Origin of the sequence: Lactobacillus sp. ESL0261 (assembly GCF_003693025.1) — a bacterium.
GTDB classification, from domain to species: domain Bacteria; phylum Bacillota; class Bacilli; order Lactobacillales; family Lactobacillaceae; genus Lactobacillus; species Lactobacillus kullabergensis.
Genome location: NZ_REHN01000014.1, coordinates 69,444 through 90,657 on the forward strand (window position 1 = coordinate 69,444; position 21,214 = coordinate 90,657).

At 34.6% G+C, this 21,214-nt stretch carries 20 protein-coding genes; 7 read left to right on the top strand and 13 right to left on the bottom strand.

Features of this window, described 5'->3' with window-relative positions; genetic code table 11:
• Positions 1-26 precede the first annotated feature (26 nt).
• From F5ESL0261_RS09690 to F5ESL0261_RS09720, 7 genes are all read right to left on the bottom strand, one after another.
• Positions 27-1,430: an APC family permease gene (locus F5ESL0261_RS09690; RefSeq protein WP_122053092.1), complete on the bottom strand. Its 1,404-nt coding sequence runs from the start codon at positions 1,428-1,430 to the stop codon at positions 27-29.
• Between the two features lie 9 nt (positions 1,431-1,439).
• Positions 1,440-2,168, bottom strand: coding sequence for a gamma-glutamyl-gamma-aminobutyrate hydrolase family protein (locus F5ESL0261_RS09695; RefSeq protein WP_122053093.1), 729 nt, complete (start codon positions 2,166-2,168; stop codon positions 1,440-1,442).
• 199 nt (positions 2,169-2,367) lie between these two features.
• The gene (locus F5ESL0261_RS09700) at positions 2,368-3,921 is read right to left on the bottom strand and encodes an ATP-binding cassette domain-containing protein (RefSeq protein ID WP_122053094.1); all 1,554 of its coding nucleotides are present in this window, start codon (positions 3,919-3,921) and stop codon (positions 2,368-2,370) included.
• 275 nt (positions 3,922-4,196) lie between these two features.
• The gene (locus F5ESL0261_RS09705; RefSeq protein WP_109586908.1) at positions 4,197-4,640 is read right to left on the bottom strand and encodes an ASCH domain-containing protein; all 444 of its coding nucleotides are present in this window, start codon (positions 4,638-4,640) and stop codon (positions 4,197-4,199) included.
• Complete coding sequence (locus F5ESL0261_RS09710) at positions 4,640-5,032, bottom strand: cytidine deaminase (RefSeq protein WP_370448928.1); 393 nt, start codon at positions 5,030-5,032, stop codon at positions 4,640-4,642. Before F5ESL0261_RS09710 ends, F5ESL0261_RS09705 begins: the two co-directional genes overlap by 1 nt.
• A gap of 45 nt (positions 5,033-5,077) precedes the next feature.
• Entirely contained in the window at positions 5,078-5,563 is a 486-nt protein-coding gene (locus F5ESL0261_RS09715; protein WP_199699954.1) for a GNAT family N-acetyltransferase, read from the bottom strand.
• 144 nt (positions 5,564-5,707) lie between these two features.
• On the bottom strand, positions 5,708-6,595 hold the full coding sequence (locus F5ESL0261_RS09720) for an SDR family oxidoreductase (protein WP_122053096.1): 888 nt from the start codon (positions 6,593-6,595) through the stop codon (positions 5,708-5,710).
• 160 nt (positions 6,596-6,755) lie between these two features.
• Here F5ESL0261_RS09720 and F5ESL0261_RS09725 point away from each other — a divergent pair, with 160 nt between their 5' ends.
• On the top strand, positions 6,756-7,121 hold the full coding sequence (locus F5ESL0261_RS09725) for a DUF805 domain-containing protein (protein ID WP_122053097.1): 366 nt from the start codon (positions 6,756-6,758) through the stop codon (positions 7,119-7,121).
• Between the two features lie 93 nt (positions 7,122-7,214).
• Here the strand turns inward: F5ESL0261_RS09725 and F5ESL0261_RS09730 are convergent, their stop codons facing one another.
• Positions 7,215-7,655, bottom strand: a complete 441-nt coding sequence (locus F5ESL0261_RS09730) for a MerR family transcriptional regulator (protein WP_122053098.1) — start codon at positions 7,653-7,655, stop codon at positions 7,215-7,217.
• A 155-nt stretch (positions 7,656-7,810) separates the two neighbouring features.
• Between F5ESL0261_RS09730 and F5ESL0261_RS09735 the strand changes: the two genes are divergently transcribed.
• The 4 genes from F5ESL0261_RS09735 to F5ESL0261_RS09755 all read left to right on the top strand — a co-directional run bounded on the left by F5ESL0261_RS09735 (position 7,811) and on the right by F5ESL0261_RS09755 (position 12,499).
• Positions 7,811-8,455: an NAD(P)H-binding protein gene (locus F5ESL0261_RS09735; RefSeq protein WP_122053099.1), complete on the top strand. Its 645-nt coding sequence runs from the start codon at positions 7,811-7,813 to the stop codon at positions 8,453-8,455.
• A gap of 1,480 nt (positions 8,456-9,935) precedes the next feature.
• Positions 9,936-11,201 carry a M20/M25/M40 family metallo-hydrolase gene (locus F5ESL0261_RS09745; protein ID WP_122053101.1) on the top strand — a complete coding sequence of 422 codons (1,266 nt, stop codon included), beginning with the start codon at positions 9,936-9,938 and terminating at the stop codon, positions 11,199-11,201.
• Between the two features lies 1 nt (position 11,202).
• Positions 11,203-12,021: a DUF3100 domain-containing protein gene (locus tag F5ESL0261_RS09750; RefSeq protein WP_122053102.1), complete on the top strand. Its 819-nt coding sequence runs from the start codon at positions 11,203-11,205 to the stop codon at positions 12,019-12,021.
• Positions 12,014-12,499, top strand: a complete 486-nt coding sequence (locus tag F5ESL0261_RS09755; protein ID WP_045928807.1) for a hypothetical protein — start codon at positions 12,014-12,016, stop codon at positions 12,497-12,499. The genes F5ESL0261_RS09750 and F5ESL0261_RS09755 overlap by 8 nt, the downstream gene beginning before the upstream one ends.
• Positions 12,500-12,902: 403 nt before the next feature.
• Here the strand turns inward: F5ESL0261_RS09755 and F5ESL0261_RS09760 are convergent, their stop codons facing one another.
• Both F5ESL0261_RS09760 and F5ESL0261_RS09765 read right to left on the bottom strand, forming a co-directional pair.
• Positions 12,903-14,069 (bottom strand): MalY/PatB family protein, encoded by a 1,167-nt coding sequence (locus F5ESL0261_RS09760; protein ID WP_122053103.1) that lies wholly within the window; start codon positions 14,067-14,069, stop codon positions 12,903-12,905.
• Positions 14,070-14,074: 5 nt separating this feature from the next.
• Positions 14,075-14,965 (bottom strand): DUF3737 family protein, encoded by an 891-nt coding sequence (locus F5ESL0261_RS09765; protein WP_122053104.1) that lies wholly within the window; start codon positions 14,963-14,965, stop codon positions 14,075-14,077.
• A gap of 346 nt (positions 14,966-15,311) precedes the next feature.
• Between F5ESL0261_RS09765 and F5ESL0261_RS10230 the strand changes: the two genes are divergently transcribed.
• Positions 15,312-16,109: a PTS glucose transporter subunit IIA gene (locus F5ESL0261_RS10230; RefSeq protein WP_233560929.1), complete on the top strand. Its 798-nt coding sequence runs from the start codon at positions 15,312-15,314 to the stop codon at positions 16,107-16,109.
• An 83-nt stretch (positions 16,110-16,192) separates the two neighbouring features.
• Here the strand turns inward: F5ESL0261_RS10230 and F5ESL0261_RS09775 are convergent, their stop codons facing one another.
• Positions 16,193-16,942, bottom strand: a complete 750-nt coding sequence (locus tag F5ESL0261_RS09775) for a sulfite exporter TauE/SafE family protein (RefSeq protein ID WP_122053105.1) — start codon at positions 16,940-16,942, stop codon at positions 16,193-16,195.
• A gap of 101 nt (positions 16,943-17,043) precedes the next feature.
• Between F5ESL0261_RS09775 and F5ESL0261_RS09780 the strand changes: the two genes are divergently transcribed.
• The gene (locus tag F5ESL0261_RS09780; protein WP_122053106.1) at positions 17,044-17,601 is read left to right on the top strand and encodes a TetR/AcrR family transcriptional regulator; all 558 of its coding nucleotides are present in this window, start codon (positions 17,044-17,046) and stop codon (positions 17,599-17,601) included.
• A 102-nt stretch (positions 17,602-17,703) separates the two neighbouring features.
• Here F5ESL0261_RS09780 and F5ESL0261_RS09785 read toward each other — a convergent pair whose 3' ends face one another.
• Positions 17,704-18,726 carry a branched-chain amino acid aminotransferase gene (locus F5ESL0261_RS09785; protein ID WP_034978504.1) on the bottom strand — a complete coding sequence of 341 codons (1,023 nt, stop codon included), beginning with the start codon at positions 18,724-18,726 and terminating at the stop codon, positions 17,704-17,706.
• A 255-nt stretch (positions 18,727-18,981) separates the two neighbouring features.
• Positions 18,982-21,078 (bottom strand): ATP-dependent Clp protease ATP-binding subunit, encoded by a 2,097-nt coding sequence (locus F5ESL0261_RS09790; protein ID WP_122053107.1) that lies wholly within the window; start codon positions 21,076-21,078, stop codon positions 18,982-18,984.
• Positions 21,079-21,214: the final 136 nt, after the last annotated feature.

Genomic DNA, 21,214 nt, shown 5'->3' on the forward strand with positions numbered 1-21,214 from the left:
GTCCGGTTTTTTGTAAATTTTAAAATTTATTGCTGACTGCTTCTTTCTTTTCTGGAAAACCAAAACATAAACAGCGGCAAAATTATGAAGCCAAAAATCATCATAAAAATCGCGTACCAGTTAACACCAACGACTTTGCCATTTTCAATAATACCAAATTGAGCTTGCCAATTATATTTAACTAGCAAAAAGATTACTAAAGCAATTGACAATATTGGTACAAAAATATCAGTCCATACATTTTTAGGAGCCGGTAAAATTGGCTGCTTATTTTTACCATAGTAAAAGCAGATTACTGCCAGAGGAACAATGATGAAGCCTAAAAATCTGACCATAGCACTCAACGTAATTAAGTTAGTCATGTTATATTGAAAAGCTAAGGGTACTAAAATTGCTAATGCTTCAGAAATAAAGAAAGTTTTAATGGGAAAGTTATTTTTAGTCCTTTCGGTTAAAGTACCTGGTAGTTGATGTTCACGGGCCATTGCCTCCAAAATGCGTGGTGCATTAAAACTAGAGGCAACATTTATTCCCAGCATCGAAATAAGCGCTCCAACTAAAATTACATCCCGCAATATATCATTTTTAAAAATCGCACTAATTGCTACCACTTGTTTAGTCGTCATCAATGCCTTAGGATCCAAAACCATTGCTACAGCGACTACTCCAATATAAATAGCAGCAATAACCAAAATTGCCAGTGGAATAGCCTTAGGTAAATTCTTTTCCGGTTCCTGCATATCTTCCGAACCAGAAGCAACTGATTCAAAACCGGTAAAAGCATAAAATGCTGAAACAACAGCCATCACAAGTCCGGTAGTAGTTAAAGTTGGTACTATTCTTTGTCCATTTTGCGTTATTTGGTCAACGGATGATAAGCTATGGCTGGCTCCAGTGGTAATAAGCAAAACGACTCCTGCCACAATAATTAAAATTAATGCAGCTAATTTGCCTGCTGTAGCCATGTTCATTACAAGTTTCACAAATTTTTGCCCAAATAAGTTAATTACAGTTACTGCAATCATTAATATAATAAAACCAATGGTGACATTTAAAAAATTGTCAGGATTGCCACCAAAAATAGAAATAGTCGATTTGATTACACCGACAGCCATTACTCCCCAAGCAACACTAGCAGAAAAGTAACGCAAGATACCAACGTAAAAACCAACGTTATCACCAAAAGCAGCTTTAGAATAGGCATAAGAAGCACCAGATTTAGTTACATACTTAGCAGCTGCTGAAAATGAAATTGCTAAGACTGAGGCAAAAATTGCAGCAATGAAGTAAACAATTAAAGCTTTACTCCCTGCCTGACTAACTACACTACCAGGCGTTAAAAAGATACCAGAACCAATAATTGAGTTAATAGCTAAAAGAACAATCGACCAAAAGCCAAGTTTGTCTCCTGCGTTTTTATTTTGAGTCATATTTACTCCCTACTTGGCGTTTTCAACCACAAATTTAAATAAATTATTCATATATTTTGTATCCGGATTGTTATGCAGCATTTCTGGGTGCCATTGAATCGCCAAAACAGTACCCTGTTTATTTTCAAGCCCTTCCGGTACGCCATCGCTTGCATCTGCAACTTCAAGCAAATCCGGGGCGACCTTTTTAATTAATTGGTGGTGAAAAGAATTAACCATACACTCCGTCTTACCTAATGTTTTAGCCAACAAGCTGTTTCCCTTAATTGTTACTTTATGAGTAGGTAAATCAGGTGTATGACCTTGTTCATGTTTTAGAGTTTGCTCTGAGCGATAACTAATATCCTGGTAGAGACTGCCGCCATGTGCTACGTTAATAATTTGTGCCCCACGACAAACTCCCAGAACAGGTTTATTAGTTTCTTCAGCAATTTTTAAAAGCAACATGTCAAAGTGATCTCTCTGAGGCCAAATGGGACCAATCTTAGGCATTAATTCTTCACCATATAAGTGAGGATCAACATCATGTCCTCCAGATAAAATCAATCCTTGTACATGAGCCATCTGGCTTTTAATAACTTCATCATCTTCAGTAAAAGGAATTATGAAGGGAATTCCGCCATTTTTAACAACAGAATCCACATAGTCTTCATTAACATAACTACGTCTGTATCCTGGAAACATTCCAGCAGAATCAATCATTTCAGATCCTGCAATGCCAATAATTGGTTTTGTCATTTTTCCTCCTTAATTAAACTTATACTACTAGTTATTAACATTATAATAGTTATTAGCAATTTACGTGTGCCATTTGTTTTTAATATTGCCCCCTTAATTGTTTTATAGCAAAATACTTAAACTAAAAACAAGTCATCTATAATTTTTTAAATTGTACTAGCTACAATAATTTTCCTGCTATTACCGCAGTTAATAAGACTTAGTCCTTTTTAGAAATCCTATTTATTTCCCGGGAAATATTTTCAATGTCATTAAATGAAGCATTAGGATCAGAAATCAGTTTGTCTAATTTGAATTGCAATAAACTAATCTGATTAGCATTTTTGGCATTTTCTTTACTCGAAAAATCACTAGGCGTTATCAACTTATGATTTTTTATTTTCCAAGAAGTAAAGTTTAAATCTTTTAATAATTTCTGATCGTGAGAAACTACAATAACAGCAAACGGATAGTTTCTTAAAAATTCTTCTAAAGCATTAATAGATGAAATATCTAAAAAGTTGTCCGGCTCATCAAGTATCAGCAAGTTATGTTCACCTAAAAGCACTTTTGCCAATTTATAACAAACCAGCTGGCCTCCACTCAAAGCACTAACTTGGTTATCCAAAGACCTTTGCAGATGTAAGTCACCTAAAAGCTGCATTGTAGTGGTTTTATTAAAAATGCTGTTTTTATATATTACTTCTTTTACTGTAGCTGTTTCTTCAGTTTCCTGCGCCATATTTTGTTGGAAATAGCCCATTTTTAGCTGCGGATTAAGCCAGACAGCCAGTTCTTTGTGAAATAATTTTGCTAAAAAAACTGATTTTCCAGCACCATTTTTTCCAGTTAACGCTATTTTTTCTTTTCCTTTGATTTTCAATTCTTTAGTTATACTGAATAATTGCTTTTTATGAACAGCAACATCTTGAGTCTTGAATCTGACTATGCTGCTTTTCTGAGACAGCTCCAGATTCATATTTTCAATATTACCTAAAGTGATTGGCTGATGAACTTGCGGCTTTTTCAACGTCATTTCTGCTTTAGTTATACGCCTTTTCAGTAAAGTACTTTTACGAAAAAGGCTTTTCTCTAAACCGCTACTATCTCTTATTTTCCAATCGGACCAAGATATATTTTTCTTTTTCTTAGTAGATTTTTTAGCCCTAGTTTCGTAATCCACTTGATTTTTTCTTAGTTTTTTAATTTCAACTTGTTTTTGAACATACTCAGCATTCTGCCTTTTTTCTTGTGCTCTAAGAAATTGCTGGTATTCGTCATAAGTACCCTTAAATTCATGAACTTGCTGGTCCTTGATCTGCCAGATAACATTGACAAGCTTACTTAAAAAAGCCTGATCATGACTAATTAACAGAATTGGTTGTTTTAAACTGTCTAAGGCTTTAATTAGCCATCTTTGTTGCTCAATATCTAAATTAGATGTCGGCTCATCCAAAATTAGCAGAGAATTCTGAGTTTGATTTATCTGAAGTAATGCTCGAACAATAGCTGCCTTTTCCTTTTCTCCACCACTTTGCTCACTGTTATTTAAAATTTGTGGTACTAAAATAGTATGGCAATTTCTTTTAACTTGACCTTCTACCTCAAAAACTGTAGGCTTTTCAGCAATAATGTTAACTAACGTAGTTTTACCTACACCATTATCACCTATCAAACCGATTATTTGCTGGTCTTGAACATTTAAATGTGGAGCTTGAAATAAAACCTCACCTTGATACTCTACTTTAAGATTCGTTATTTTAATATATTCCATGTTAACACCTGCTTTTTGCTAAAGAAAAAGCACTGATAACCAAATTGCCCATAATTTGATTAGCAGTGCACAAAAAGCGGTGAAATTAAAGCGCCACCTTAATAGAGAACAATACTAATTTCTGATTATCGGCAAAAATGCATGATAAAAGCATTGGTTATCAAACTTTTTTGCTTACTAATAAAACCAGAAATTAATTCTCCATTTTTTGCATTACCTTCATTTCCTAAATTGTTTCAACTATATCATATTTATTTAATTTTTCAACAGACAAATTATTCAACTTTTTCAAAAATCTCACATACCATTGGTGCCTGCGGATAAAATTTTTGACCATTGGCTTTAAATTCTTCTTCAAAGAATTGATCATGAACTTTGCGCCAATATTGATAACTACGGTCTCCTTCACCTTCATGATAAGCATGCTCTGCAGAAATTTGATTATACGGAATAATTTCTACAACTTTATCTTGGACAACACAGACGGGTTTACCTTGACCATCGAGAATTATGTTCCAATCGCCAACTTTAGGCATATCTTCATCACCCGGTACATATTCCGAAGTTGTGGCAGTTTTGATTCCCTTGTCAACTAGTTCAGCCAATTCTTCTGCATCTTCTTTATTAGAACCAAAAGCCCAGGCATCAACTTTAGTAGCAATAGCCAAATTGTGCTTAAGACAAAAGTTATACCAGAATTGTTTTACTTTTTCGTCCATTATAACCACCATTCTGGAGTCAGTTCACCAATTGTAGCGACCTTCCCTCTTTCATAATCCAGCATCACTTCAACATTTTGGTAATCTTTTTCCATTAGTTGAACAATAAACTCGCGGCAAGCTCCACACGGCGCACCATTTTTACCATCTGCCATTAGTGCTAAAATCCGGCTAATTCTGGTTTCACCATTGGTAATCATATTAAAAAGAGCACTGCATTCTGCACAAACACCTAATCCGCAAGCTTTGTCAACGCAAACTCCCGTATAAATTTTTCCTGATTCAGCTAGAACAGCAGTAGCGACACCACCAGCTTCCATATGAGGACCAATAGCAGTGAACCCTTGCACTTTTTTCGCTGCTTCAGACATTGTTTGCCATGTTTTGTCCATTATTTCCACCTGCAATTCTTTCATAAAATATCTATAAAGCTAAACTCAAATTTTCTTTGACATGATATCAAATTTATAGCTGCCACCATTTGAATGTACCATTTCAGTATTTCTTTTGACATAACCAGCTCTTTGGTAGACCTTAATTGCACGCAAATTAAAGTCAGCAACGGATAAAACAATTACTTTATAGTCATAGTTATCTTTGACAAAATTTTCAATGACAGTTATAAATTCGCTGCCTAGACCATGACCAGTTAGATTAGGAGCTAGTCCCAACCCAACTTCAACTTGTTCTTTTTTCTTCTTATCTGGATCAAGACAAAAGAAGGCGACTAAGTTGTCGTTTGTATCCAAAACCTGAAAGTAGTTATTTTTACGCATTTTGGGAGAAATTATTTCATCATAATCTTCTTGATCATTTTTCATATCGTAAAAAGCATATTGTCCGTCGTAATGCCACTCATCTGCGATAATCCTGGCATTTTTTTGCGACAGTAGTGCTATTTTTTGAAAAATACTTTTATTCATTTCTTCACCCCTATTCTTTGGATATTAAATACTAATTAATTATTTAATATACTGAAGCCCTATCCAAAAAGCAAATTTTGCATAAAAAATCCGCTTTTGCTCACATAGAAACAAAAACGGAAACTAAGATTTTATTGCTTATCTTTAATTAATTGCCGGTCCACCTGTTGCACCATATACTTGTCCTGTAACATAACTTGCCAGATTTGAGGCTAAGAAAATATAAACATGGGCTATTTCATCAGGTTGTCCAGCACGCTTCAATAGCACTTCCTGACCAAATGTAGCAAGTGCATCAGTTGGCTGACCACCACAAACCTGCAAAGGAGTCCAAACCGGACCAGGAGCAACGCTGTTAACGCGAATTCCTTTAGGAGCAAGGCTTTGAGCCAAATTAATAGAAAAGCTGACAATTGCTGCTTTGGTAGCAGCATAATCAAGCAATATTGGTGATGGACTGAATCCTTCTAAAGAAGTCGAGGTCAAAATTACACTGCCTGGTTTCATATGCGGTACAGCCGCTTTAGCCATTTCAAACATTGAGATGATATTAACTTCAAAGGTATCGTGAACTTGATCCATTGACAAATTCTCTAAACCATCAACATTTTGTTGGATAGCAGAGTTCATGACCAACAATTCAAGGCTGCCGAATTCTTTGACAGCTTTTTCAACAACTTTTGCTGCTTCGCCGCGTTTACGGAAATCAGCTGGCAGCAAAACTGCCTTACGTCCAGCCTTTTTAATGAGTTCAGCTGTATCTTTAGCATCGGATTCTTCTTCTGGCAGATACTGAATTGCAACATCGGCTCCTTCTTTGGCAAAGCCAATTGCTACAGAACGACCAATACCGGAATCACCTCCAGTGATAAGGGCATGACGGCCTTTTAATAAGCCGTGGCCTTCATAGTCATTCATGTCTCCAGCAGGTACTGGATCCATTTTACTTTGCAGTCCAGGATATTCTTGTGATTGCTTAGGAAAATCATCATGATGATAACGTTTTAACGGGTCTGATAATTTATTGTCCATTTGTACTTTCTCCCTTCAATAAATTCAATTTCAAGATACCGCTTTTATAATAATAAAACAAAAATATTGCTTATTAATTCACATAAGAACATTATCTTTGCTCATTCCAATACAATGCTTTATGATTAGTTTATTAGGTATAAATAGGAGGAAATATTTAATGTTTAAATCATATAAAAAGTTCTGGCAGAATATTTTTAATTTTTCTGGCACTGCTAATCGGTCTGAATATTGGTGGCCAGTAATTATTAACTGGGTATTAGCTTTTGTTTTAATGCATTTAGTTGAAGGTTTATTAGGCCATTCAATTAATGATATTTATAATTGGGGCGATTGGAGTATAAAGACTAGTTCTCTCATTATTTCCTTCGTTGTTTGGATTGCAATGCTATCTTTGCGTTTTCGTCGTTTACATGATACTAATCGCTCTGGCTGGTGGGTTCTAATTATGATAATACCAATAATTGGAGATATTTGGTTTATTATCTTAATGCTACTGCCGTCAAAAGCAAATAATTATGATTAAAATAATGTTAATCTTTTGCTTTAAACCTGCCCAAGTTGCTTTGTTTAAACTTAAATAATATAAATTATGTGTAATAATGTACCTTTAGTGCAGTTATTGCACTTTTTCTTTTCCAGACAATATTTCCGCTAACCACTTTTTGCGCTCATCCCTGCATACATTCATACTATGTTTTTTTGCAGCTTCATCATAAAAATTAAGCTTACGATTAATTACTTCCATTGATTTCTGCAACACTCTCATTTGTTCTATCACTTTTTGCTTCTGTTTTAAAAACATTTCTTTGCGTTGTTCAACTGTATCAATACCATTCTCAGCTAGTTGAAGATACTTTTTGATTTCCTTAAGCGGCATTCCCGTTTTTCTTAGATAAATAATTGTACTAATCACTATCAGATCATTTGGTTCAAATTCACGAATCCCATTTTCGTCACGTTTAACAAATTTTAATAAACCAATTTTTTCATAGTAGCGTAAAGTATATGTACTAATTCCCAGCAATTCGCTTACATCTTTAATTCTAAACTTTTTCATTATTATCTCCTTTTTAGCAACTTCACCAAGGTAGGATAAAGCACTTAATTTTTATATTTCACTTTCAACTAAACTAAACGACAATTATTTAAAATTTGACTTAGAGTTGCTCGAACCTACTATACTGAATATTAATTACAAAAAGGGGTGTAATTATGAATTTCTTAATTTTAGCGGCTAATGGTCAAATAGCTCGAATCGTTGAAAGCAGAATATTATCTGAAGATACTTTTAAAGATATCAAATTGACTCTGGGTTTGCGCAATCCACATCGCTTATGTTCATTGGGATCCAGAGCCCAAATAATGGAAGTTGATTTAACTGACAATCAGGCCGTTAATAAAGCTATGCATAAACAAGATATAGTTTTCGTAGACGTTGTAGATCACACTAAAGACAATATCATTACTAAAAACGTAATTGAAGCAATGAAAGTTAACCATGTTTCACGTGTAATTTTTGCTAACATTCTGGGTATATATAACGAAGTTGGAGGTGAATTTGGCCGGTGGAATCACCAATTTGTTATGCCGGGACTACAGGCTGCCATTAACTCGGACAAACTTTTAGCAAGATCTGGCTTGCATTATACTACTTTACGTTTACCCTGGCTCAATGATCGTAATGAAATCAAATATTCTATTACTACTCATAATGAACCTTATATTGGTATTTCAGGTTCACGCAAAAGCATTGCAGACGCAATTTTAAAAATTGTTCGCAATCCTGCATTATATGATAATGACAGCATTGGAATTGCCGATCCAGATACACAGGGAAAAGATCGGCCTGTTTACTAAAGAGCTAGTATAAATGAAAGCAGGAGCATTTATTAAACTAAGCAGAGTGAATTAAAAGAATGTCCTATGCCCAAACTTCAACCAGGAAATGATGCAATTTTAAAAGTTGTTCGTCCCTCTGTATGCGAATCTGATTTATGGTGATTCTGTGGTATATCAAAATTTCTGCAAATTCAACTACGAAGCATGAAACATCGAGCGTTGTTGAAAAAATGGGCAAAAAATGTTGTTGATATTCAGCTGGAGACTTTGTGATTGCATCATTTACACATGGTCGTGGTCAATGTTCAATCTGTTTAGCAAGATTCGATGGTAATCATCTCAATGAAGGTCATTTTATAAATAGCGTTTATTAGTCAGACTATCTTAATTTTCATTACGCTAACTGGGTATTACTCAAAATATCGAGGAAGCGTCCATATTATAATTATGTTTCACATGAAACAAGAATTGACTATCATGCATCAATCAAACGATAAAAGTCTGTATAATCTGTAATTCTTTAACTAATATATTTTTACCTTTCCAGCAAACAAGTAGCTGACTATTACTGAGTTTAACTGCATTTACAAACCAAACTTTTGCCAGTATCTACTGAAAAATTGATTCTGTCAAATGATAATATGTAATTTAGTAATTGTTTTTAGTATAAAAGCATTTCAATTATTTACTTTAATTTAAATATTAGCTTGATCTGGTAGTACCTTTTTCAATATTTATAATATACATTATCTTAAACGTATATAAAATATTGATATAATTATCATAGGATAAATAATATTTACATTAAATTAATCACTTGCTTATGATTAAATTTTTTATATAATTTAAAAGGTACCGGTACAAAAATTAAAAAGCAAAGGAATGATTAATTTCAAATTAATAAAATGACAATCTCAGAAGTAACTGCCTTAGCTTTAAGTCCAGTTGCAATTTTTATATTTTAAAAATAGAGTGTAATTATGGAAACAAATAAACAAAAACTAACAGCAAATCAAAAAAGATTAAGAAGTAAGCCCAAACACTTTAAACTTTATCAGTTTTTGGCATACTTCTTCTCCATAATGATAAGCAGTATTTTGGTTGAAAAATTTTTACCGAATTGTTGGCCATTTTGGGCTAGTGGTAGAAATCTTCTGATATTTTTAATTTGTATTACAATATATTTTATATTTTTTACTTTTACAGATAAAGCTCTTAACTATTTCTGTTTTAAAAACAACTTTTAAACTATAATTTCGGGTGCAGATAAATCATCAAAATGTGATTTATCTGCTTTTTTAGTAATTTCAATAATTTATTTTTTCTTTTCGTCTAAATATCAATACCTACCCTCTAGTAACATATTTTGATAGAAAAAATTATAAAATACGAACTTTAATAATACAAGCTAATATTTTTGTTCTTGCATAGTTGCTAATTTTATTTTATTCTTATTATTGTCACATATGATAATAATAAAACAAAAAGTGAGGATACAATGTCAAGTTTTCAAAAATACTATGCTGAACTAGCTGAAACTGCTGATTTTTTACTTCATAATCCAGAACTTGGTTATAAAGAATTTAAAACATCTAAAAAGATTGAAGATGAAATTAACAAAATTAGTCCCAATTTAAAAGTCGAACATTATCTAAGTACAGGTTTAAAGGTAACGTTAACTAATGGCAGCCAGAAAACTATTGGAATTATCGCTGAAATAGACTCACTCTATCAGCCCAATCACAAATTAGCAGATACAAATACTGGTGCTGCGCAAGCTTGTGGTCATTACACCCAAGTCACTACTGCACTTGCAATCTTGAATGAAGTAATTAGCAATCAGCGACTTGAAGATTTTGGTGCTAATCTAGCATTTATCTTCACCCCATCCGAAGAATTTGTTGATCTTGCCTGGAGAAAACAAGAAAAAGAGGCAGGTAAACTAGATTACTTCGGTGGCAAACAAGAAGCTATTAAACTTGGCATTTTTGACGATATTGACTATTGTGTTTCAGTTCATGCAATTGGCGAAGATTTTGATGAACGCACTATCGAAATTAATTGTGATCTTGCAGGCTTTAATTTTGAATATTTCGATTTTTATGGCAAGGCAAGTCATGCGGCTTTCGCCCCAGATGCAGGTATTAATGCTCAAAGCATAGCAACATTATTTAATACCGCTTTAGCTCTGCAACGTCAGCAAGTTAAAGATCCCAATCGCATAAGATTTAATCCAGTAATTGTTGGCGAAAATCATGAATCAATTAATGTTATTCCTGATCACATTAAAATGGGGACAGACTTACGATTTTTTGACATAGATAACGCACAAAAACTAATGAATCGTTTTAAACAGGCAGCAGAAGGCTGTGCCTCAGCACTCGGTGGCTCAGTTGAGTCCGAAAGGCAAGTTGGCTACCTGCCTTTGATTTCCAGTAAGAGTATGAGTGCTATAGTGAAAGACGTCTTTTCTGCAAATGAAAAAATTCCTGGTTTAATAGAAGACCGTGGCTACACAATGGCAGCAGGTGATATTGGAGATGTTAGTTTCTTAATACCAACCATTCAAATCGGTTATGGCGGCTGGAACGGAACAATTCATGGTGATGATTTTACTTTAGTTGATCCTGAATTTGTACTAGCAATTTTCCCTGAATTTGTCTTTAACAGTATTCTTAAGATTTCAAATAACTTAGATCAGGTAAAAACTTATAAGAAAACAAAAGAAGAATATCTAACTGAATTAGAAAAGATGGCAAAATAAAATGAAATATTTAAAAGCGTATGGTCCGCTAATCATTTTAGTGTTGTTAATAGATACAGTTTCTGAAATGATTAGTACCCAAGTATTTAAAATCGGCAAAATTGAAATCTCTATCTTACCTCTAGTATTTGCGGTAATTATTGCCATTTTAGTTTATTTAATCCCAACAAAATCTATCAAAAAACTCTATAACGATAAACGGGTACAATTTGCCGGTAAATACATGATTCTTATCATGTTGCCTTTAATGGCACGGTATGGGGCAAATGTTGCTCCTAAAATCAACGAAATTATTTCTGTTGGTTGGGTTTTTCTAGTCCACGAATTAGGTAATTTAGGCACGATTATCTTCGGTTTACCTGTAGCGTTATTACTTGGCTTAAGAGAAGAAGCTATAGGTTCAACCTTAGGTTTGGGTCGCGAAGGTGAACTAGCATATATTAGTGAAAAATACACGCTAAATTCTCCTGAGGGTCGTGGCGTACTCGGAATTTATTTAATTGGTACCATTTTTGGTTCAATTATCTTTTCAATCCTTGCTCCACTTCTTCTAGGAATGGGCTTTAACTATAAAGCTGTTGCAATGAGTGCCGGTGTTGGTTCTAGTTCAATGATGACTGCAGCTTCATCATCTTTAGCAGCTTTGGTACCAAAACACAGCGACACTATTTTGTCCTTTGCCGCGGCCAGTCAGTTACTAACTAGTTTTATTGGCACTTATATCATGTACTTCCTAGCAGTGCCTCTGCAAAGATTCATGTACACACACATCACCAGCCTGCTAGACAAAAAGAAAGAAGTTTATCCAGATCATGACTAAAGAAAACAATTTATATGAATTATTTAAAGATGCTGTCATTCTTTTACTTAGTGTTAGCTTAGTATTATTTGTTCAATGGGTTAAATTAATTAGAAATCCCAAAAGCACACCAATTACTACTGACACATTCATTGGTTTAGGTATGTTATGGCTTTTTTCGCTATTAGGCATAGTTATTAGTATGCTGATGAAAAAAGTACCTTGGAAAATCATTCAGGGCTTTCCTATTCTAGGCTGGGTTTCAATTGTTTCTTTAATTTTTTGTTTGCTTAGTCCCTACTGCGTTCGCGTTATCAATGCTGTAGACTTTTTGTCACTAACAACCTCTGTTCTAGCATTTGCTGGAATATCAGTTACCCACCGTTTGAAAGAACTGACTAAAATATCCTGGAAGATTTTAATCGTCGCAATTTTTGTTTTCTTTGGTATGTACTTTATGGACACCTTAATCTCACAAATTGCTCTTAATCTTAGTTAAAAGTAGTTTTTAAAAGCCAAAAGTCGCCATAACTGCAATTAGTTTAAGCGGCTTTTTATTTTTCCTTATATATCATTTAATAAAAATTTGAAGAAAAGCAATTTATATATTCCATTTTGCTAAGATAACTGCAGTTCTTAATTTTTAACTACAGATTTAAATCAAATTTTTTATGTTATTTCCTAGTTTGGCAATATTTCCCGGGAAATACTACATGATTGCCTACTTTAACTATTTAGCTCGTTACTTTTCCAGTTTCACATGAAACAATATGATTTTTAGAAACATATAGTTTTAACATCTGTAAGGATTAAAAAATACTATAAATATTTTTGATACGCTTAAAATTTTTAGGCAATAAAAAACAACTATGATAATTACCATAGTTGTCTTTTTAAAGCTCTCAAGCCAAATATTCTGTCAGTCCCGCCTTTAATCGTTCTAAGCCATCTTTGACCATGGTTAAGGGACAAGCAAGATTCATACGCAAAAAGTCGTGACCATTTCCACGATAAATGCTTCCCGGTGACAAAACCAGACCAGTTGTTTTTTCTAAGTATTCCGCTAATTTTTGCGAGTCGCTACTAATTTGACTTACATCAAGCCAAATTAAGTATGTTGCTGCGCCTGTAACTACTTTGACTTGCGGAAGATTCTTATTGATGAACTCTTCAGCATAAGTGAAATTAACATTTAGCTGCTTAATCAACGCCTTTAGCCAATTGTGACCATGTTCATATGCTGCAATTGTTCCAGGTATAGCTAGCAAATTTGGTTCAGCTACCTCATCACTATTAAGGCCGCGATTAACCATAGCGCGCAAATTACTATTTGGTACAATCGCTGTTGCTGCGTGTAGTGCAGCAACGTTAAAAGTTTTACTAGGTGAAACTAATGAAATGACATTTTCGCGTGCAGGACCATTTACTGAAAAAGTTGGGGTATAATCTGGTCCTTTGCGTACCAAGTCGCCATGAATTTCATCAGACAAAAGTATGACATGATGCTGATAACATAGTTCTGCAACTTTTTGTACCTCTTCTTGAGTCCATACCTTACCAATAGGATTATGCGGATTACAAAAAATCATTAGTGTTGTCAAAGGTAAAGCTAATTTCTGTTCGAGATCATCCCAGTTGATTGCATAATTTTCGCCATCAAATTGCAAGTCATTGGATAAAACATGTCGGCCATTATTTTCAATTGAATTGTAGAAAACATTATATACAGGAGCTTGAACTAAAACGTTATCGCCAATGTGGGAAACTCGCCTTACAATTGCAGAAATTGCGGGTATCACTCCTGTAGTAAAAATCATCCATTCTAGCTGAGGCCGATGACCATGTTCTGTTTCGTACCAGTCAGCCACTGCTTTAAAATAGTCATCTTCAGGCCACTCGTAGCCAAAAACACCGAGATCAACTTTCCTTTTCATTGCAGCAATAATTTCCGGTGCAGTTTTAAAGTCCATATCAGCAATTGACATTGGCAAATCGCCTTTTTTAACATGCCACTTGACTGAGTCTGTCGTACTTCTATCCGGTGCATTAATAAAATCATATTTATTCATGATATTTAGTCCTTCGGTTTCTGGTTTTCATCTGAATGATTAACTTTTGTATCAATTTTAGCACAGTCAATTTCAGTTTCACTAGGAGTAATTTTTTGGGGATCCAAAATTAATTTACCGATTGCAGGAGCATAAATTTTACCAGAAATGGGATTTTTCACACTGTCAATTTTGCTTGAAACCGTGGCATTAATATTAGAAACATATTCAAAAGCTAAGTCAGTATGAATTAAACTGGTATTTTTCAATTCCAGATGGTCGATATAATTAAGTCCCTGGTCGCTTTCAATCTGACAATTAATGAACTTAATATTGTGGCTATTCCACGCCAAATATTCACCATCTATTATTGAATCATACACAGTAACATTTTCACAGTTCCAAAAGGCATCTTTAGAAATAAAAGTGGAATGATGTACTTCAACATTTTGGGCACCATCAAAAGCATAATTACCAATAACACTAACGTGGTCAAGGTAGATGTTTTGACTATCTTTACCAAAATAGTCACCGTTAATTTGGCTATTGGTAATCCTAATATCTTTACAAGTCCACATTGTTTCTGCAGCATTAGCAAAATGAACATGGTCTAGGACTATTTTTTCTGCTCTTCTAAATAATTTTGGAGCCTGCAAAGCCGAATTTTTAACAGTAATATTTTTGGTATACCAAATACCACTGCGAGCCATAGTTTCAAATACAGTATTATCCACATTAATGTCCTTGTCATACCATAATGGATATTTCCATTTAAAGATAGAATCCTTGATATCAATTTTGCTGGCTTCCTTAAGCGGCGACTCACCTTCACCAAAAGTAATTCCTGCCAGCTGCGAATTTTTTAGGCCAAAAAGAATTCTTTCACCTTCAAAAAAATGATTTTTGATAATATTCATTCCGATCTCTTTTCTCTTTTGTATTTTTGAAATTTTTAATTTTTTGTATTATTACTAGGGAAAAACCCTAATTCTTTATTATCCTCTAAAAAGCTTCCAACTTAAAATGCTATTTGATTAGGTTCCTTTATTACAAATAGTTATAGCAAGTTTATCGCTAGCTGCATATTTATTTTAGCATTCGCCTAAAAACTCATTGTATATTTTTAAGCTATATGATAATGTTATTAAATAATTATTACGTTTATTATTAAATTCAAATCAAATACTATTGCTATCTATGTAGAAAGGCCATCTAATATGGAAGACATTAACTATAGTAAAAATTACCTACTTGGAGGAGCAATTGCGTGTTCTCAAGCAGATGGAGGCTTTCAAGAAGGAGGCAAAGGAATTTCTACGCAAGATTTACGGCTACCTAGATCCTAGCTGGACACCAGAGCAAATTGAAGATAAGCACCAAAATAATCCTTTTTCACAAGAAGAATTTGATCAAGCTTTAAAAGATCAGGGAACAAAATATTATCCCCTCAGAAGAGGTATTGATTTCTATCATCATTATAAAGAAGATATAAAAATGCTGGCAGAAATGGTAATAGCAGCTTTCTTAACTAGTGCTCTAGTTGCAGTTATTTTAGGTGGAAAAGTTGCTCAAAAAGGTGAAACAAAATCCAGCTCACCAGAAAGCATGACTTTTAGTACTCCTGCTGCCGGAGTTGTTCTTCCATTGGAAGATGTAGCTGATTCGGTTTTTGCCAGCAAAAGTATGGGTGAAGGTTTTGCAGTTAAGCCTTCTGAAGGTAGCATTTATGCTCCAGTTTCAGGAAAAGTCACTATGTTGGCAGAAACAAAACACGGAATTGGTATTACCACAAATAATGGACTAGAAGTTTTAATACATTTAGGAATTGATACAGTTGAACTAAAAGGCAATCCTTTTAAGCTTTTTATTAAAAAGGACGATGAAGTTGTCACCGGTCAAAAAATTGCATTCATGGATATTAAGCAAGTTAAAGATAGTGGCAAAGATCCAACTGTCATCGTGGTAATCACAAATTCAAAAGACAAGGTTAAGAATGTTAAATACACACTGACAAATAAATCTGCTGCAGATTTCGACGAGATAATGTCTGTGCAATTATAGAATTTAAATATGCACCAAAAACGTGATTCTGTTTTCATAGCAGGATCACGTTTTTTAATCTAATAAACCGTATTTTTTAGGATTTAAAGCAAAGACTTAACTCCTAATAATACTAGTAAGAAACCAATTGTCGGTTTCATATAACGAGTAATTTTAGTTTTAGCTAGAATTTGGGCGAGTCTAGGTGCAATAATTGCACCAACGATGGCACCAATCATCAAGGGTAAGCCAGCTGTCCAATCTACTCGTCCATCAGCAATATGAAAGATCGCACCCGTGATGGTCATAAAAACCAGAACATAAGTTGAAGTTGCAGTAGCTTGAAAATCTTGTAATCCCAGCAAAAATAAACCGCCAATAATAACAGCGCCACCACTCATGCCAGCAACGCCAACCATTAAGCCACCTAAGATACCATACATACCCGCTTCTAGTCTGGCATATTGCGTTTTTTTAACAGTTGCGGCAGTTTGCGTTTTCTTCTTCATTAGCATATTAATACCAAGAACTACCAAAACGATTCCTATCAGCCATTTATAAATTTTAGCGGGAATATATTTTGAGAGTAATGCGCCTATTATCACAGCAGGAATTGCCGTCATTAACATTTGATTACCTATTTTAGTATTTATTTGTCTTTGATGATAATAGCTAATTGCACCAATAATTAATGAAGGCAAAGCTGTCACTAAGGAAGTTGAAGATGCTGTTGTCGCATTGAGACCAAATAAACCCGTCAAAATTGCCAGGTAAATGGCTGCTCCACCACCGCCAAAAAGAATAACGAAGGTTCCTATTATCAACCCTATTAGTCCCAGCAAAAAAATTTTCATGATATTTGACCTTCTTAATTTTCTTAATATTATATGGTATAGTTACATTATGTAATTATAGTTTACATGTTGTAAAAGTCAAATTAAGTAAGGAGTGCAAAATGCCACGAAAAATTTTGTCTAAAGAAATAATTATTAAAACAAGTATTATGTTAATTGAAGACAATAAAGAAAACAATTTTGCGGCCATTGCCAGAAAACTTGGCACTCAATCGCAAGCTCTATATAATTATTTTCCCAATCAGTTAGCACTAAATTACGCCATAGTTGCGTGGGCTGTTAACCTACTAACAGATCAATTACGCCAAGATTTGTTTGGCAAAGCTGGCCTGACAGCGATTATTGATTTTGCAATGGCATTTCGTGAAAGAGCACTGAATCATTTTCTCTTAACTCAATTTGTTTTAAAAATGCCACGCACTGATAACTATCCAGAAGTTGATACGGCTTTTGCTGAATTAAAAGCTATTTTTAATCAGATAATAGGAACGAAATTTACTGATCCTCAAAAGCAATTATTGGCAAGCAGGTGCATTAGAGATTTAGCAATAGGAGATATTGTGAACGTGGGAACTGGTTGGTTTGCGGATAAATCGTTACCAGCTGACAAAAGTTTTCGCAAACTGCTGAAACAAAGTCTGAGCAAGATTGCAGAATAACATATCATAAAACAGCACTTTACTGATAAAGAATAGTGGTAATTTATTTTGAGCAGAAAAAAACGAGGCTTCAGCCTCGATTTTTTGTTCCCAATTTGTAATTTAATCCAATGTTTGGACCCAGCCTTCTGGGCCTTTCTTGTTACCATACTGAATATCAACCAGTTCGTTATAAAGTTTCTTAGTAACTGGACCAGTTTCTGTTTCACTATAGATAACATGTTTTTTACCCTCGTAGGTAATTGAACCTACAGGAGAAATTACAGCAGCTGTACCCATCGCACCAGCTTCTTTCATGTTGAACGCTTCTTCCAAGGTAATCTGACGTTCAACTGGGTTTAGACCTTGCCACTTAGCGACTTCCAAAAGTGAGCGCTTAGTAATAGAAACCAAAATCGATTTTGATTTTGGTGTGACAAACTGTCCTTCTTGGGTAATGCCGTAGAAGTTAGCACCACCAAATTCGTCAATATATTTATGTTCACGTGGATCCAAGTAAAGACTATCGGCAAAACCGTTTTTGTGTGCTTCAACTGTCGGAAGCAAACTGCTGGCATAGTTACCGGCTGTCTTTGCTTGACCGGTACCAGCATATGCGGCACGGTCGTATTCACTAACAACGTAATCTGCAGGGTTCAATCCTTTAATGTATGCGCCAACTGGAACCGCAAAAACGCGGAAGGTATATTCAGTGGCCGCTTCAACACCTAAAACTTTACTTGTTCCTACCATAAGTGGTCGTAAATAAAGAGTTGCGCCACTATCATATGGTGGTACAAATTCCTCGTTAGCCTTAACAACCTGTTTTACGGCATCAACAAATCTATCTTCAGGAAATGGCGGCATGGCTAACCGCTTTGCTGAAAGAGTAAAGCGGTGTGCATTTTGATCAGGTCTAAAGAGATTGATCTTACCATCTTTTCTACGGTAAGCCTTTAGTCCTTCGAAAACCTCTTGTCCATAGTGCAGTACTTCCGCGCCTTCAGAAAAGGTCATGGATGAATCTTCGGTCAGTTTTCCTTCCTGCCATTCTCCATCTTTATATTTCGCCTCATATCGATAAGGCAGATCACGATACTTAAATCCCAGATTTTTCCAATCCAGGTCTTCTACTCGTTGTTTCATTTGATTGTCCCCTATAATAAAACTACAAAAGCTAAAAACAATTTTTAGCTTTTTAATAATAATTTAATTGCTACCTAATTTAAACCATATTTTTGTTGATGTCAATAGTAAAATTGCATTAATCTTAATAAAATAATATGAATTTCCACTAATAAAACAAAAATGCAAATTTGTTATCATATATAAGGTTTCACATGAAACAATTACAAACAAAAAAAGAATCATCCTTTAATATGATATGACCCCTTTTTGAAATTAGTCTTGTTTGGTTTTATCGTTATTTTCAGTTTTTTCTTTTGGTTTAATATCTAATACTGCAGCGTCATTTAAGTAAACATGTTTGTCATCTGCCGTAAATTTGACTTCTTTGGTGTCAGGCTCTTTCATTAATAGTTTAGCAATCGGTGTTTCCAAGTCCTGCTCAACTACCCGACGTAAAGGTCTAGCACCAAATTTCTTATCATAGCCCTTTTCAGCTAAATAAGCTTTAGCCTCATCGGATACCTCAACCTTAACGTTCTTTTTTGCCAAAACATGTGCCATTTTACTTAAGTAAATGTCAATAATTTTATTCATATCATCTTTAGTTAATGAATTAAATGGCACAATCGCATCAAGTCTGTTCAAAAATTCTGGTCTGAAGTATGCTTCCAAAGCCTTGATTAATTTATCATGATCTACTTTACCGTCCTTTAGCAATTGGTCGGAATAACCCGCATTAGAAGTCATGATTAAAATTGTATCCTTGAAGGAGACTGTTCTACCTTGTGCATCAGTTAAACGGCCATCATCCATGATTTGAAGTAAAGCATTAAACACTTGCGGATTAGCTTTTTCAATTTCATCGAACAAAATCAAGCTGTATGGCTGGTGACGAACTTTTTCAGTCAACTGACCGCCTTCACCGTAGCCAACATAACCTGGAGCAGAACCAATTAGCTTGTTAACTGCCATTTGATCTTGATATTCTGACATATCAAGTCTAATCAGATGATTTTCACCACCAAACAATTGAATAGCCAATTGTTTAGCTAATTCTGTCTTACCTACACCAGTAGGTCCGGTTAATAAGAATGTACCAGTAGGACGATCATTGTCTTTAAAAACTTGTTTACGGGCAATTGCATCAGTAATGACATCAACCGCATTATCCTGATCAATAACCACTTTCTTTAATTTTTCAGCTAAATCAAGATTTTTTTGTCCCTCACTTGCATGCAATTCACTCATTGGAATCTTTGTCTTGGCTTCAATCAAAGCATAGATATCTTCATCAGTAACATGTGGAGTCGCTTCATTATCTACATGATCAGCCTTGTCGTGCAACTCTTCAATCTTCTTTTTCAGCTCACTTGCTTTACTGTAATCTTCCTTTTTGGCAGCAGCTTCTTTTTCACTTTCCAGCTTTTTAATCCGCTTCTTTAAAGTTGCTTCATCATCAGGAATAGTGTCAAGACCCTTTTTGGCACCTGCTTCATCCATTAAATCAATGGCTTTGTCAGGTAAGTACCGTCCCTGAATGTAACGCTGTGATAATTCAACAGCCAGCTTTAAAGCACTGTCATTGTATTTTACATGATGAAAAGCTTCATATTTATCTTTTAAACCCTCCAAAATTTTGACAGTCACTGCAGCAGATGGCTCAGGAACTTGTACTGGTTGGAACCTACGTGCTAGAGCTGCATCATTTTCAATCCTGCGGTACTCACTCGTGGTCGTCGCACCAATCAGATTCAAGTCGCCACTAGCTAAAGCTGGTTTCAAAATATTAGCAGCGTCACCATTGTTATTTTCAGAATCAGTTGACCCTGCTCCGACAATATTATGTAATTCATCAATAAATAAGATAATATTAGGATTTTTCTTAGCTTCGTCAATCACTTTTTTCAGGCGTTCTTCAAAGCTACCACGCAAACTTGATCCAGCAACCATATCATTAATGTTGATTGCAATAATATGTTTGTCTTTCATCTTGTCAGGAACATCGCCTGCAGCGATCTTTTGTGCTAATCCTTCTACAATGGCAGTTTTACCTACACCTGCTGGTCCAACTAAAACTGGATTGTTCTTTTTGCGCCGGCTTAGAATCTCTATTACTTCCTGAATTTGTTCATCACGCCCAATTACAGGATCGTATTTATTTTTCTTTGCTTGCTCAACCAAATCAACTCCAATTGGCTTTTGTCCTTGCTTTTGCCCCATTTGTCCGTTTTGAGATATGTCTTGCGGTGCAATATTCATGCTGCTTGAATAGTGAATAGGAATAGCTCCACCTTTATCATTAGTATTATTAAAGAAAGAATTGTTTAATTCGTTAAATAAATCGTCAAAATCATTATCAAAATATGCCATATGTAAACACCCCTTTGATAGGTTATAAATTTATAATTAGCACTCGTAGCGTTCGACTGCTAATTGCTTACATATAATATTATAGCAGGTTATCCACAGAAATCAATAGTTTTGATTAACTTTTTCCACAGATTTT

Bases quoted from the DNA above. Each gene is read 5' to 3' on its own strand.
- F5ESL0261_RS09695 (WP_122053093.1), bottom strand. From the start codon at position 2,168: ATGACAAAACCAATTATTGGCATTGCAGGATCTGAAATGATTGATTCT.
- F5ESL0261_RS09705 (WP_109586908.1), bottom strand. From the start codon at position 4,640: ATGGACGAAAAAGTAAAACAATTCTGGTATAACTTTTGTCTTAAGCAC.
- F5ESL0261_RS09715 (WP_199699954.1), bottom strand. From the start codon at position 5,563: ATGAATAAAAGTATTTTTCAAAAAATAGCACTACTGTCGCAAAAAAAT.
- F5ESL0261_RS09730 (WP_122053098.1), bottom strand. From the start codon at position 7,655: ATGAAAAAGTTTAGAATTAAAGATGTAAGCGAATTGCTGGGAATTAGT.
- F5ESL0261_RS09750 (WP_122053102.1), top strand. From the start codon at position 11,203: ATGAAATATTTAAAAGCGTATGGTCCGCTAATCATTTTAGTGTTGTTA.
- F5ESL0261_RS09745 (WP_122053101.1), top strand. From the start codon at position 9,936: ATGTCAAGTTTTCAAAAATACTATGCTGAACTAGCTGAAACTGCTGAT.
- F5ESL0261_RS09725 (WP_122053097.1), top strand. From the start codon at position 6,756: ATGTTTAAATCATATAAAAAGTTCTGGCAGAATATTTTTAATTTTTCT.
- F5ESL0261_RS09690 (WP_122053092.1), bottom strand. From the start codon at position 1,430: ATGACTCAAAATAAAAACGCAGGAGACAAACTTGGCTTTTGGTCGATT.
- F5ESL0261_RS09700 (WP_122053094.1), bottom strand. From the start codon at position 3,921: ATGGAATATATTAAAATAACGAATCTTAAAGTAGAGTATCAAGGTGAG.
- F5ESL0261_RS09775 (WP_122053105.1), bottom strand. From the start codon at position 16,942: ATGAAAATTTTTTTGCTGGGACTAATAGGGTTGATAATAGGAACCTTC.
- F5ESL0261_RS09785 (WP_034978504.1), bottom strand. From the start codon at position 18,726: ATGAAACAACGAGTAGAAGACCTGGATTGGAAAAATCTGGGATTTAAG.
- F5ESL0261_RS09755 (WP_045928807.1), top strand. From the start codon at position 12,014: ATGACTAAAGAAAACAATTTATATGAATTATTTAAAGATGCTGTCATT.
- F5ESL0261_RS09760 (WP_122053103.1), bottom strand. From the start codon at position 14,069: ATGAATAAATATGATTTTATTAATGCACCGGATAGAAGTACGACAGAC.
- F5ESL0261_RS09720 (WP_122053096.1), bottom strand. From the start codon at position 6,595: ATGGACAATAAATTATCAGACCCGTTAAAACGTTATCATCATGATGAT.
- F5ESL0261_RS09735 (WP_122053099.1), top strand. From the start codon at position 7,811: ATGAATTTCTTAATTTTAGCGGCTAATGGTCAAATAGCTCGAATCGTT.
- F5ESL0261_RS09765 (WP_122053104.1), bottom strand. From the start codon at position 14,965: ATGAATATTATCAAAAATCATTTTTTTGAAGGTGAAAGAATTCTTTTT.
- F5ESL0261_RS09780 (WP_122053106.1), top strand. From the start codon at position 17,044: ATGCCACGAAAAATTTTGTCTAAAGAAATAATTATTAAAACAAGTATT.
- F5ESL0261_RS09790 (WP_122053107.1), bottom strand. From the start codon at position 21,078: ATGGCATATTTTGATAATGATTTTGACGATTTATTTAACGAATTAAAC.
- F5ESL0261_RS09710 (WP_370448928.1), bottom strand. From the start codon at position 5,032: ATGGACAAAACATGGCAAACAATGTCTGAAGCAGCGAAAAAAGTGCAA.